The organism is Streptomyces sp. JNUCC 63 (assembly GCF_054366325.1).
Map to the genome: position 1 here is coordinate 5,252,864 of NZ_CM135963.1, position 12,451 is coordinate 5,265,314.

Consider the following 12,451-nt stretch of genomic DNA (forward strand, 5'->3'; position numbering starts at 1 on the left):
CCATGCGCCACCCGGGAGATATTCACTCAAACCGCGCCGATTCCCTCAGCGTTGGACCGACCCCCTCCGGGCAACGCCGTAACGTCCCCCCATGCACAAGGAGTTGAGGGTGGCGGCCTACGCCGTATGCGTAAGGGACGGACGGCTGCTGATGGCCCGCTGGGTGGCCGGCGACGGCACCCGCCGCTGGACCCTGCCCGGTGGCGGCATGGAACACGGCGAGGACCCCTACGACACCGTCGTACGCGAGGCCGAGGAGGAGACCGGCTACACCGTCGAACCGGTCACCCTCCTGGGCCTGGACTCCATCCGCCGCGCCTACCCGCGCCGCCTGGGCACCCACGCCGACTTCCACGGCCTGCGCATCCTGTACGAGGCCCGCGTCACCGGCGGCGAACTGCGCCACGAGACGAACGGCTCCACGGACCGCGCCGCCTGGCACCCCCTGGAGGCGGTCCCCGCACTGCCCCGGGTCGGCCTGGTCGACGCGGGGCTGCGCCTGTGGCGCGAGCGCCCGCCCGCGGGCAACCTTGGCTGACCACGACACCGGTCGGCTGTCGAGGGGCGGTCAAAATTCACCGGGTTCATCCCCCAAGGCGAAAGACCACCCACTTGATCGGGCAAGCTGCACTCTGTGCGTTGCGAGAACCAAGCGCGTACGACGTGCCGAGCGACAACCAAGCCGGCACACCAACCTCCGATCTTCGGGGAAACCGGGCTGGTTCCAACCCGGCTGGTGTCGAGAGCGTCGGACTCGTCCGCTCGCTGAGCGAATGAGCAGCTTGAGCCAGGAATCTCCCGGCCTTCAGCTGGGAGAGGGTTCAATACCGGGGCAGCACCACCACATACGCGGCCGGATCGCGGTCGGCGGCCGCCATCAAGGCGGTGCGGACGACCGTCGCCTGTTGCTCCATGGCGTCGCGCAGCTTCCGTGGGGTGATGTGGACGACCGTGATGCCCAGCCGTTCCAGGTACTCGCGCTTGTGGGCGTACTGGGACCACTGGGCGTCCTCGTCCTGCCGGGAAGCTCGGGTGTCCAGCTCCACCGCGACCGCCTGCTCGGGCCAGTACGCGTCCAGGCCGCCCAGGTGGGGGCCGCCCGGCAGCCGCAGGTCCACGTTCCAGACCGGGTCGGGCAGGCCGTGCTCGCGGACCATCCGGTACAGCCGGTCCTCCGCGAGCGCCCGGCCCTCGGCCAGCAGCAGGTTCACCGCGTCCACCACATGCGGCCGGGTCAGGAGCCTCGCGCTTGTCAACTCCCGTACGACCGCCGCCGGCTCGCAGTACCCGCCGCGCACCGCCTCGGTCAGCAGCCGCCGTACCGTGCCCGCGTCCGACAGCCCCGCCACCGCGTCCGCCAGGGCACGCGGCACCGGGGCCACCGGCAGCCCGGTGACCAGGTGCGCCACGGGCAGGTCGGCCGTACGGACGATCCGCGCGCAGCCCGTCGAGCGCAGCCGACGGGCGCGTTCCACCAGGACGTCGATCTGCTCCAGGGACGGCAGGGCGGGTGCGGCGGCGAAACCGTGCAGGGTCAGGGCCGCCAGGCCGGTGACCACCACCTCGGCGTACACCGGGCGGTGCGGGTCCTGGGCGGTCGGCTGCGCGGGCACCCCGGGCGCCGGCCGGGGGAGCGGGCCGCGCGCCGCGTACATGAGCACCGCGTGCAGCCGCTCCTCGCCGGTCGGCGGGCCCGGGTGGAGCAGGAACACGCCCGGCAGGATCTGCTGCCAGGGGCCGCCGCTGCGGCACCGCTCGGTCGTCTCGGCGGCCGACACTCCGTGCTCGCGCAGCTGGGCGGTGGTCAGGACCCGGCGGTGCGCCTCGGCGAGGTGGTGGAGGGGGCGGGGGGAGAGCGGGGTGTTGTGGTTCATGTCCGGCACGTTTCCCGGGCCGGATCCGGACTTTAACCGCTGTTACAGGGACGTCGCCGAACCCGGACAAGTCCGAGCTAAAGGACGGACGTTCGGATACCGAAAACCCCTGGTCCGTCCAGGGGGGACCAGGGGTTACGGTGTGTCTTGACCGAATTTCGTAACGGTTACCGCGCGCCTGAGCCTTGGCCAAAGCCCCGGCTCATCGGGCCGCCGTCCCCGCCGCCGCGTCGCACGCCTGTCCACGCAGCGCCCGCGCCAGGTCGTCCCGCGCCTCCAGGACCAGCCGGCGCAGGGCGGGCGCGGCCTGCTCGTGCGCGGCGAGCCACGCGTCCGTCGCCTCCAGGGTCTCCTGGGAGTCCCGCAGCGACGGGAACAGACCCCGCACCACGTCCATGCCGATCTGGATGGACCGCTCGGTCCACACCCGCTCGATCGCCTCGAAGTACTTCGGCGTGTACGGCGCGAGCAGCTTTCGCTGGGAGGGCTGGGCGAAGCCCGCGATCGTCGCCTCGACCAGCGCGTTCGACAGCGCGTCCGACTCCACCACCTGTGCCCACGCCCGCTCCTTGACGGCGGCCGAGGGCCGCGCGGCCAGGCAGCGCACCTGGTGCCGCTTGCCGGAGGCGGTGTCGTCGCGGGCGAGTTCGTCGGCGAGCGTCCTCTCGTCCGCCACCCCGTGCGCCGCCAGCGGCCCCAGGAACGCCCAGCGCAGCTCCTGGTCGACCTCCAGCCCCTCGATCTCCTTCGTGCCGTCCAGCAGGCCCTTCAGCAGCTCCAGATCGCCCGGGGCGGAGGCCACCGTGGCGAAGAAGCGCGCCCACGCCAGCTGGTGCTCGCTCTCCGGCTCGGCCTGCCGCAGCTCGGCCAGCGCCCCCTCGGCCAGCAGCCGCCCGCCCGTCTCCCGCCAGCTCGGCGCCGCGTAGTGCACGAGCGCCGACTCCGCCCACGCGTGCAGCATCTGCAGCACGCCGATGTCGGACTCGCGGCCCGCGAACCGCAGCACCAGGCCGACGAAGTCCCGGGCCGGCAGCAGCGCGTCCCGGGTCATGTTCCACAGCGCCGTCCAGCACAGGGCGCGGGCCAGCGGGTCGGTCAGCGCGCCCAGGTGCTCGCGCAGGGTGGCCAGCGAGGCCTCGTCGAAGCGGATCTTGCAGTAGGTGAGGTCGTCGTCGTTGACCAGCACCAGTTCCGGGGCGTCCTGACCGGCCAGCTCCGTCACGACCGTACGGGCGCCGTCCACGTCCAGCTCGGCGCGCGCGTACTGCTCGAGGGCTCCCACCTGGGAGCGCCGGTACAGGCCCACCGCCACCCGGTGCGGGCGCAGCTCGGGGTACGACTCGACGGCCTCCTGCAGGACGGCCAGCTCCTCGACGGTGCCGTCGGCGCCCAGCACCACCTGCGGGGTCAGCGAGTTGACCCCCGCCGTCTGCAGCCAGGCCCGCGCCCAGGTGCCCATGTCCCGGCCGCTGGTCTCCTCCAGGACCGCCAGCAGGTCGCCCAGGCGGGTGTTGCCGTAGGCGTGCCGCTTGAAGTAGCGGCGGGCGCCCTCCAGGAACGCGTCCTGGCCGGCGTACGCCACCAACTGCTTGAGGACGGAAGCGCCCTTGGCGTAGGTGATGCCGTCGAAGTTCAGCTTGGCGTCCTGCAGGTCGCGGATGTCCGCCGTGACCGGGTGCGTGGAGGGCAGCTGGTCCGCGCGGTACGCCCATGCCTTGCGGCGGTTGGCGAAGGTGATCCAGCCGTCGGTGAAGCGGGTCGCGCCGACCAGCGCGAAGGCGCCCATGAAGTCGGCGAAGGACTCCTTCAGCCACAGGTCGTCCCACCACTCCATGGTGACCAGGTCGCCGAACCACATGTGCGCCATCTCGTGCAGGATGACGTTGGCCCGCGCCTCGTAGGAGGCCCGCGTCACCTTCCCCCGGAAGATGTACTCCTCCCGGAAGGTCACCAGGCCCGGGTTCTCCATCGCGCCCAGGTTGTACTCCGGCACGAACGCCTGGTCGTACTTGCCGAACGGGTACGGGTAGTCGACGTGGTCGTGGAAGAAGTCCAGGCCCTGCTTGGTGACCAGGAAGACGTCGTCGGCGTCGAAGTACCGGGCGAGCCCCTTGCGGCACATGGCGCCGAGCGGGATCTCCAGCCGCGTACCGTCCTCGAACACCCGCTCGTAGGTGTCGGTCACATAGTGGTACGGCCCCGCCACCACGCAGGTGATGTACGTCGAGATCGGCTTGGTCTCGGCGAACCGCCACACCCCGTCGTGCCGCTCGCCCGCCCCGTTGCTCCACACCGTCCAGTCCTCCGGCGCCCGCACCTCGAAGCGGAAGGGGGCCTTGAGGTCGGGCTGCTCGAAGTTGGCGAAGACGCGGCGGGAGTCGGCCGGCTCGTACTGGGTGTAGAGGTAGACCTCGCCGTCCTCCGGGTCGACGAAGCGGTGCAGGCCCTCGCCGGTGCGGGAGTAGGCGCACTGGGCGTCCACGACCAGCTCGTTGTCGGCGGCCAGGTCCTCCAGGACGATCCGGGAGCCGTCGAAGACCTCACTGGGGTCGAGGTCCTTGCCGTTGAGCGAGACGGCGGTGACGCTCGGCGCGATCAGGTCCGCGAAACTGGACGCGCCGGGCTCGTTGCAGCGGAAGCGGATCGTGGTCACGGACCGGAACGTCCGCGGCCCCTCCCCGGTCCCCTGGCCCACCGCGGACCGCACGTCCAGGGACACCTCGTATCCGTCGACGGACAGCAGCGCGGCCCGCTCCCGGGCCTCGTCGCGGGACAGATTCTCACCGGGCACGGGCGGCACTCCCTCGATCGTGTTCAGCATGCGGACAGGATCGATCCTGCCATGTGCCCCTGACATGCGGCAGCCGGGAATGCGCGGGCAGAGGGTGATGTTGAGCGTTGAAAGACCACACGAGGAGAACCATGCCCGAGACCACCCCCACCCTCACCTCCACCGCGACCCCGTCGTCCGGCAAGACCCCTGTCGACTTCTGGTTCGACCCGCTGTGCCCCTGGGCCTGGATGACGTCCCGGTGGGTGCTGGAAGTGGAGAAGGTGCGGGACATCGAGGTCCGCTGGCACATCATGAGCCTGGCGGTGCTGAACGAGCCCCGGCTGGACGAGCTGCCCGAGGACTACCGCGAGCTGCTCACCACCAAGGCGTGGGCGCCGGTGCGCGTGGTGACCGCGGCCTGGCAGAAGCACGGCGAGGACGTCCTCGGCCCGCTCTACACCGCGCTCGGCACCCGCTTCCACAACCGCGGCGAGGGCCCCACCCGCGAGGCCGTCGCCGCCGCGCTGGAGGAGGTCGGCCTGCCCGCCGACCTGATTGACTACGCCGACCAGGAGAACTTCGAGTTCGACGCCGAGCTGCGCGCCTCCCACAAGGAGGGCATCGAGAAGGTCGGCCAGGACGTCGGCACCCCGGTCATCGCCGTCCCCGGCCCCGACGGCGAGCAGATCGCCTTCTTCGGTCCGGTCGTCACCCCCGCCCCGAAGGGCGAACAGGCCGCCCGCCTCTGGGACGGCACGCTCGCGGTCGCCTCGGTCCCCGGCTTCTACGAACTGAAGCGCACCCGCACGGCGGGGCCGGACTTCAGCAATCTGTGACCCGACGGGTCAGCGGAAGCTCTCGGGGAGGCTGAAGCCCCTCGCCTGATGCCAGCGTGGCTGGACCCACAGGCACCGCCCCTTGGGGGTCCGGCTCTCGCACCGCCACCAGCCGTGGCCGTCCTGCACCTCGCGCGCCTTGTTGATGTGCTTCGCCTCCTCCGGCCCCACCCTGCTGAAGGGGTGCAGCTTCTTCTCGGGGCAGTTGGGGCAGTGGATGTAGTCGGACATACGCGCCTCCCGCTCCGGCCGCCGGACCTTTCTGCGATGTTTGCCGGAATTGGGATCGTAAGGGCGCAGGTGTCGCGCCGCGAGCCCGGAACCGGTCCCGCCAGGGCGGCTTTTCGGACGGAAGCCCCCGCGAGTCACTCCCCTCGGAGGAAGCCCCCCGTTGGCTGGGGGCTTCCTTCTTTTCGCCCGCCCGGGTGAAGGGCGAGAAGGCGATCATCGGGCGCAGGACCCGTCCCGGGCCGTTATTGCAAAGCCAGTGCAACTGCAGGCAGGCAACAGCAAAGCCATGGGTGGGTGTGCCGCGTCGGCTTCGCCTGCGTGTGCGCTGCCAGGCGTAGCCGATCGCCGCCGGGACCAGGGTCGTTCCGCCGGTCGAGTCCGGCGCGAACGACCCTGCTGGATGAATCCCGGTGGCTCTCCTCGCTCTCGACACCGACCGGTACGTCACCGGCGACGGTCCCCCGCGAGACGGAGCCGGGCGGTAGGCGGTGAGTCGTTTGGCGGGACCCTACAGTTCTCGCCGGGCCGGGAAAGTGTCGGAAACCGCTCCACCTCAGTGACCGGCATCACGTCCCGCCAGGTGTACGCCCTTTCCTTTGTGTGAAGGTGACGAAGCGTCCGCTCCCCCCTTGTCGAGCGCTGACGGTGATCGCCGCGCGGCCGCTGGGATAGCGTCGCCGTGTCCCCAAGTGCCCTCACCCCGCGGAGTCCCCATGAGCACCGCCGCCGCCACCCCCGCCCGTAGCGGGGTCGTCCTCGCCGACCTGCTGCCCGCGTCCCGTGTCCGGGACATCGCGCTCGTGGTGGGCGGCGCCGTGCTCACCGGAGTCGCCGCCCAGATCGCGGTGCCCGTGCCGGGCTCCCCGGTGCCGGTGACCGGCCAGACCTTCGCGGCCCTGCTGGTGGGCACCTCGCTCGGCGCCGGCCGCGGTTTCCTCTCCCTCGCCCTGTACGTCCTCGCGGGCGCCGCGGGCGTGCCGTGGTTCGCGGACGGCGCCTCGGGTGCGACCGCCGTCTCCTTCGGCTACGTCCTCGGCATGCTGCTCGCCGCCACCGTCGTCGGCGCCCTGGCCCGTCGCGGCGGCGACCGCAGCGTCTGGCGCACGGCCGGCACGATGGTGCTGGGCTCGGCGGTCATCTACGCGGTCGGCGTGCCCTACCTGGCCCTGGCCACCGGCATGTCCGCGTCCGCCGCGATCGCGGCCGGCCTGACCCCGTTCCTGATCGGCGACACCCTGAAGGCCGCCCTGGCCATGGGCCTGCTGCCCACCGCCTGGAAGCTCGCCAAGAAGTGACGGCTCACCGCTTGACGCTCTGACGCTGCAATTCCGCGGAAGAGGTTCGCCGGGTCGCATCGCGACGTCCGTCCGGCGAACCTCTTCCGCGTTCCCTGCCGTCAGGCCTGCCCCTCCCGCGGCCGGCGTCGTGACCACCACACCCCGGCGGCGCCCGTCGCGATCAGGGCCGCGCCTGCCGCGCCCAGCGGAAGGACGTCACGACCGAGGCCGGTCTTGGGCAGCTCGCCGTTCGGGGTGACCGGCTTGTTGTCGGTGCCCAGCAGGAGTGGTGTGACGGGGGCGTTCGGGGACGGGTTCGTCGTGCCGAACGGCACCGGGCCCTGCTGCCAGTACGTCTTCTTCCCGTCTGCCGTCTGCACGGGCAGGCAGATCTTCCCCTCCTTGCCCAGGTCGTACGTCGCGTCGACGGCGTACGACTTCGACGCGCCCGCGGCCAGATGACCGACCGCGCAACTGAAACCGCTGTTCGAACCGGCCGGCAGATCCTTTTCCGGGATCGCCGAGCAGCCCGGCACATTCGTGACCTTCAGGCCGTCGAAACCGACGACCAGGAGTTTGATGTCACCGCTGTCCTTTGTTCCACCGTTCTTCACGGTGGCGGTAATCGCTGTCTTTTTCGAACTGTTGTCGACCGTGATCTTCTTCGGGAGCAGCGTGGTCACCTTCACGCCCTCCGGTGCCTTGTCGACGACCTTTCCCCCCTGACTGCTGTTTGGTCCCTGGTCATCCGCGGCGGCGGTGCAGGAAAAGATCATCACCGCCGAAAAAGATGCTGTGACCAGCGATCCCGCCATGGTCATCGTGCGACGAGAACTCATGTTCGTCCCCCTTGGCTGCGCCTGAATTCGCAGTATCAGAAGAGGTACCACAAGATTTCCCCGCACTATGCTGGGACGTCCCCAAGTGTGACCATTGTGTTTCCATCGGGGCCGGGCGGGGCGTCGTTGAGGGGGTGCAGCGAATTGCCGGGGAATTCTATGAGTGGCGGTGCTCCGGGGCTATTGGTGACGGGACGCTACCGACTGGCCGAGAGTATCGGCCAGGGGGGAATGGGGCGGGTGTGGCGAGCCGCCGACGAAATACTCGACCGGCCGGTCGCGGTCAAGGAAATGCGCATCGACGGCCTCGACCCCGAGGACACCCGCACCCGCCGCGAACGCGTCCTGCGCGAGGCACGGGCCACGGCCCGGATCGACCACCCGCACGTGGTCCGCGTGTACGACGTCGTGGACGAGGGCGAACGCCTGTGGATCGTCATGGAGCTGGTCCCCGGCCGCTCCCTCGAACAGGTCGTCCTGGAGGACGGCCCGCTGGACCCGCCGGAGACGGCCCGCATCGGCCTCGGACTGGTGGCGGCGCTGCGCCAGGTGCACGCCGGGGGCGTACTGCACCGGGACATCAAGCCCGGCAACGTCCTGGTGGAGCGCGGCGGCCGTGTCGTCCTGACCGACTTCGGCATCGCCGCGATCCAGGACACCAAGGCGCTCACCATGGCCGGCATGCTGGTCGGTTCCCCCGACTACATGGCCCCCGAACGTGTCTCCGGCCGCCCCCAGGGTCCGCCGTCCGACCTGTGGTCCCTCGGCGCCACCCTGTGCGCGGCCCTGGGCGGCCGCTCCCCGTTCTCCCGCGACACGACTCTCGCGACCCTGTACGCGGTCCTGCACGAGGAGCCGCGGCTGCCCGCCTCGGCCGGCCCGTTGACCGAGGTCCTGGCGGCCCTGCTGAAGAAGGACCCGGCGGACCGCCCGGATCTCGACGACCTGGAAGCGGCCCTGCGCCCCCTGGTGTTCCCGCTCCGGCCCCCGGCCGTGCCCGTCCCCTCAGCAGCCGGGAGGCCCCGGCCCTCACAGCCGGCCCTGCCCCCCGAGCCCGTCTCCCCGGAACCCGCACCCACACCCACGCATCCCGACCACGAGCGGCCCCCGCCGGAGCGGCCGACGCGGGCGCTGGGAAAGCGCCCGGACGTCGTACGCCCCGAGGCTCCCGCCACTGCCCGCTCCACCGTGGGCCACCCGGTCGCCCATGCGGTGACCGAGCGGCGGCCCGCGCCGTCGGCCCCGCCGGGGCGGACGGAGGAGCCGGCCGGGAGCGGGCGCGGCAGGAGGCGGCGCAAGGCCGGCCTCGTCACCGCCGTGGGAGTGGTCGTCGCCGGGGCGGTGGCCGGGGTCGTACTCGCCCTGCCGGGCAGGGGAGAGGCGGGCCGGGACACGGCGGGCGGCAGCGCCCGGCCGTCCACGCCCTCCGCCGCGCCCACCTCCGCCTCCACCGGGCCCTCGCCCACCGTGGAGGGCACTTCCAGGCCGCCCAGCCTGCCGCCGGGCGCGCACCGGGAGGCCGGAGGGTTCGCGTGGGCGCCGCCGCAGGGCTGGCGGCGGAGTGTGCAGACGGGCGCGGAGGTGTACTACACCTCACCGGACGGCGAGCAGGAACTCGTCGCCAAGTCGTCCCTGGCCCGGGGGGACCTGATGGAGAGCTGGCGCACCTCGGAGGTCAACGCCCGCCGGGGCCAGGACTACCGCAAGATCCGCCTGGAGCGGACGACCTTCCACGGCCACCCGGCGGTGGTCTGGGAGTACACGTTCACCCTCAAGGGCGCCCCCTGGCACGCCCGCCTGCTCGGCTTCGACGCGGACGGCAAGTCGTACCAGGTCAGCACCTGGTACCGGTCGGACACGGAGCAGCGGGCGCTGCCGACGTACGAGAGGGTCCAGGACAGCTTCACGGTGCTGTGAGCGGGAGGAGAAACACGGGGGGAGAAACGGAGGGAGCCCCGAAGGGCTCCCTCACGCACGTATGCCGTACTCGCGTCAGCCGACCGGGACGTTCTCCGTCGCCTCCGCGCCGGCCCGTGCCGCGACCGCCGCCCGGCCGCCCCCAACCCTCTGCTTGACGAAGGCGATCACCAGCACGATCGCCGCGACCAGCAGCGACAGCAGCACGGTCTCGCGGCCGTCGTGCTCGGTGTCGGTCAGCATGTAGCCGAGGACGAAGACGATCAGTGCGGCCGACGCCCAGGTCAGGTACGGGTACAGCCACATCTTCACGACCAGCTTCTCCGGGGCCTCCCGCTGGATGATCCTGCGCATCCGCAGCTGCGAGAAGCAGATCACCAGCCAGACGAACAGGGCGACCGCGCCGGAGGAGTTGACGAGGAAGAGGAAGACGGAGTTCGGGAACTTGTAGTTGAAGAACACGGCCACGAAGCCGAAGACCACCGACGCGGTGATCGCGGCCACCGGCACACCACGGCTGTTGGTCCGCGCGAACGCCTTCGGCGCGTCCCCGCGCCGGCCGAGCGAGAAGGCCATGCGGGAGGCGGTGTAGAGGCCGGAGTTGAGGCAGGACAGCACCGAGGTCAGCACGATGAAGTTCATGATCTGACCGGCGTGCGCGATGCCGAGGGAGTCGAGGGCGGCGACGTAGGAGCCCTTGTCGGTGACCGACTTGTCGTTCCAGGGGAGCAGGGCCACGACGACGAAGATCGAGCCGAGGTAGAAGACGCCGATGCGCCAGATGATGCTGTTGGTCGCCTTGGTGACGGCACGCTGCGGGTTCTCCGACTCGCCGGCGGCCAGCGTCGCGATCTCACTGCCCATGAAGGAGAACACGACGAGCAGCACACCGGTGAGGATCGCGCCGGGCCCGTGCGGCAGGAAACCGCCGTGGCCGGTGAGGTTGTCGAGCCCGGCCTTGTCGCTGTGCACGCCGGGCAGTACGCCGAAGACGGCCAGCAGACCGATGACGATGAACGCGCTGATCGCCACGACCTTGATCCCGGCGAACCAGAACTCGAACTCGCCGTAGGAGCCGACGGAGCCCAGGTTGGTCGCGGTCAGCACCACCATGACGATGAGCGCCCACCCCCACTGGGGCACGGCCGGAACCCAGCCGGAGAGGATCTTCGCTCCGGCGGTCGCCTCCACGGCCAGGACGACGACCCAGAAGAACCAGTACAGCCAGCCGATGGAGAACCCGGCCCAGCCGCCGAGCGCCCGGTCGGCGTGCGCCGAGAACGAGCCGGAGGTGGGGTTGGCGGCGGACATCTCGCCGAGCATGCGCATCACGAGGACGACGAGCGTGCCGACGAGGGCGTACGAGAGCAGGATGCCGGGGCCTGCGGTGGAGATGCCGGCACTGGAACCGACGAACAGTCCCGCACCGATCACACCGCCGATGGCGATCATCGTCAGGTGACGGTTCTTGAGACCGGCCTGAAGCCCGGAACCGTGTCCTTCGGGGCTTGCGTGGCCGCTTCCAGCCTTCGGCGGGGTCGGCTGCGAGGTCATGTGGGGATTTCCTTTGCGCCGGGTGAGGGGGGCTGCCGTACGAGCGGTGTACGAACCGGTCCAGTGAAACCGAGGTGCGGGGGCTGTGTGAACCTTCAAAACCCAAACTTTACCTCAGCCTTCCCTGAGTTTTGTGGCTTATCTCACATTGTTCCGGCGGATGTGCTAAGGCTCCACCCGGCGCTGTTTCCCGCATTCGGCCGTGTCACACTCGGACCATGCGCGTGTATCTCGGCTCCGACCATGCGGGCTTCGAACTCAAGAACCACCTCGTCGAGTGGCTCAAGGCGGCGGGCCACGAGCCCGTCGACTGCGGCCCGCACATCTACGACGCCCAGGACGACTACCCGCCCTTCTGCCTGCGCGCCGCAGAGCGCACGGCCGGTGACCCCGACTCCCTCGGCATCGTGATCGGCGGCTCCGGCAACGGCGAGCAGATCGCCGCGAACAAGGTCAAGGGCGTCCGCGCGGCCCTCGCCTGGAGCGAGGAGACGGCCGCCCTCGGCCGCCAGCACAACAACGCCAACGTCGTCGCGGTGGGTGCGCGCATGCACACGCCGGAGGAAGCGACGAAGTTCGTCGAAACCTTCCTCAACACCCCCTTCTCCGGCGACGAACGCCACATCCGCCGCATCGACATGCTGTCGTCCTACGAAACGACGGGCGACCTGCCCCCGATCCCGGCGCACCACCCGCAGGGATAGGACGGCACCGGCGCGCGGCAGCGGGCCCGGGGGCGCAGTGCCCGGGGCCCGAGCCTCGCGGGCCCAGCTCGGGGAGCCGGACGGGCCTCAGGCCACGGAACCGGACGGGTCCGGGCCCACGGAGTTCACGAGCCCTGGGCCCACGGAACCGGACGGGTCCGAGTCCACGGAGTTCACAAGCCCCGGGCTCGGGGAACCGGACGGGCGCCAGGCTCACGGAGCAGATGGGCCCGAGGGCCGCAGAGCCCCGCGGGCTTGATGGGAGAGGCTTGGAGCCGTCGGGCGATGGGCGAGGACCCTCGAGGGAGGGACCCGTGAGTCCCCGGAGCCCCGGGGCGGGGCCGAAGCCCCCGTCGGGGTGCAGGGGCGGAGCCTCGTGAAAGCTGGAGCGGAGCACCGTCAGGGGGCGCAGGGGGCGAAGCCCCCGCCGGGGTCCGGGGCGGAGC

General features: G+C 71.1%; 10 protein-coding genes. 5 read left to right on the forward strand and 5 right to left on the reverse strand.

What is annotated here, in order from left to right; translation table 11 throughout:
• The first annotated feature begins 91 nt into the window (after positions 1-91).
• A complete protein-coding gene (locus tag ACX25U_RS24140) occupies positions 92-538 on the forward strand; it encodes an NUDIX hydrolase (protein ID WP_454383065.1) in 447 nt (148 codons plus the stop codon).
• Positions 539-821: 283 nt separating this feature from the next.
• On the opposite strand, the gene ACX25U_RS24145 is transcribed toward ACX25U_RS24140, so the two are convergent.
• Together ACX25U_RS24145 and pepN are read right to left on the reverse strand one after the other, a co-directional pair.
• The gene (locus ACX25U_RS24145; protein WP_454383067.1) at positions 822-1,874 is read right to left on the reverse strand and encodes a hypothetical protein; all 1,053 of its coding nucleotides are present in this window, start codon (positions 1,872-1,874) and stop codon (positions 822-824) included.
• Positions 1,875-2,076: 202 nt separating this feature from the next.
• On the reverse strand, positions 2,077-4,665 hold the full coding sequence (gene pepN / locus ACX25U_RS24150; protein WP_454394482.1) for an aminopeptidase N: 2,589 nt from the start codon (positions 4,663-4,665) through the stop codon (positions 2,077-2,079).
• A 131-nt stretch (positions 4,666-4,796) separates the two neighbouring features.
• Between pepN and ACX25U_RS24155 the strand changes: the two genes are divergently transcribed.
• A complete protein-coding gene (locus ACX25U_RS24155; protein ID WP_454383069.1) occupies positions 4,797-5,483 on the forward strand; it encodes a mycothiol-dependent nitroreductase Rv2466c family protein in 687 nt (228 codons plus the stop codon).
• 9 nt (positions 5,484-5,492) lie between these two features.
• Here ACX25U_RS24155 and ACX25U_RS24160 read toward each other — a convergent pair whose 3' ends face one another.
• The gene (locus tag ACX25U_RS24160; RefSeq protein WP_454383071.1) at positions 5,493-5,714 is read right to left on the reverse strand and encodes a hypothetical protein; all 222 of its coding nucleotides are present in this window, start codon (positions 5,712-5,714) and stop codon (positions 5,493-5,495) included.
• A 713-nt stretch (positions 5,715-6,427) separates the two neighbouring features.
• Between ACX25U_RS24160 and ACX25U_RS24165 the strand changes: the two genes are divergently transcribed.
• On the forward strand, positions 6,428-7,009 hold the full coding sequence (locus ACX25U_RS24165; RefSeq protein ID WP_454383073.1) for a biotin transporter BioY: 582 nt from the start codon (positions 6,428-6,430) through the stop codon (positions 7,007-7,009).
• Positions 7,010-7,110: 101 nt separating this feature from the next.
• Here ACX25U_RS24165 and ACX25U_RS24170 read toward each other — a convergent pair whose 3' ends face one another.
• A complete protein-coding gene (locus ACX25U_RS24170) occupies positions 7,111-7,830 on the reverse strand; it encodes an LPXTG cell wall anchor domain-containing protein (protein WP_454383075.1) in 720 nt (239 codons plus the stop codon).
• 159 nt (positions 7,831-7,989) lie between these two features.
• Here ACX25U_RS24170 and ACX25U_RS24175 point away from each other — a divergent pair, with 159 nt between their 5' ends.
• Positions 7,990-9,747, forward strand: a complete 1,758-nt coding sequence (locus ACX25U_RS24175; protein WP_454383077.1) for a protein kinase domain-containing protein — start codon at positions 7,990-7,992, stop codon at positions 9,745-9,747.
• Positions 9,748-9,822: 75 nt separating this feature from the next.
• On the opposite strand, the gene ACX25U_RS24180 is transcribed toward ACX25U_RS24175, so the two are convergent.
• Complete coding sequence (locus ACX25U_RS24180; RefSeq protein ID WP_454383078.1) at positions 9,823-11,301, reverse strand: amino acid permease; 1,479 nt, start codon at positions 11,299-11,301, stop codon at positions 9,823-9,825.
• A 218-nt stretch (positions 11,302-11,519) separates the two neighbouring features.
• On the opposite strand from ACX25U_RS24180, the gene ACX25U_RS24185 reads away from it, so the two are divergent.
• The gene (locus tag ACX25U_RS24185) at positions 11,520-12,005 is read left to right on the forward strand and encodes a ribose-5-phosphate isomerase (protein WP_454383079.1); all 486 of its coding nucleotides are present in this window, start codon (positions 11,520-11,522) and stop codon (positions 12,003-12,005) included.
• Positions 12,006-12,451: the final 446 nt, after the last annotated feature.

Excerpts from the sequence above, each read along its gene's own strand:
- ACX25U_RS24140 (WP_454383065.1), top strand. The coding sequence starts at position 92 with ATGCACAAGGAGTTGAGGGTGGCGGCCTACGCCGTATGCGTAAGGGAC.
- ACX25U_RS24145 (WP_454383067.1), bottom strand. The coding sequence starts at position 1,874 with ATGAACCACAACACCCCGCTCTCCCCCCGCCCCCTCCACCACCTCGCC.
- ACX25U_RS24155 (WP_454383069.1), top strand. The coding sequence starts at position 4,797 with ATGCCCGAGACCACCCCCACCCTCACCTCCACCGCGACCCCGTCGTCC.
- ACX25U_RS24160 (WP_454383071.1), bottom strand. The coding sequence starts at position 5,714 with ATGTCCGACTACATCCACTGCCCCAACTGCCCCGAGAAGAAGCTGCAC.
- ACX25U_RS24165 (WP_454383073.1), top strand. The coding sequence starts at position 6,428 with ATGAGCACCGCCGCCGCCACCCCCGCCCGTAGCGGGGTCGTCCTCGCC.
- ACX25U_RS24170 (WP_454383075.1), bottom strand. The coding sequence starts at position 7,830 with ATGAGTTCTCGTCGCACGATGACCATGGCGGGATCGCTGGTCACAGCA.
- ACX25U_RS24175 (WP_454383077.1), top strand. The coding sequence starts at position 7,990 with ATGAGTGGCGGTGCTCCGGGGCTATTGGTGACGGGACGCTACCGACTG.
- ACX25U_RS24180 (WP_454383078.1), bottom strand. The coding sequence starts at position 11,301 with ATGACCTCGCAGCCGACCCCGCCGAAGGCTGGAAGCGGCCACGCAAGC.
- ACX25U_RS24185 (WP_454383079.1), top strand. The coding sequence starts at position 11,520 with ATGCGCGTGTATCTCGGCTCCGACCATGCGGGCTTCGAACTCAAGAAC.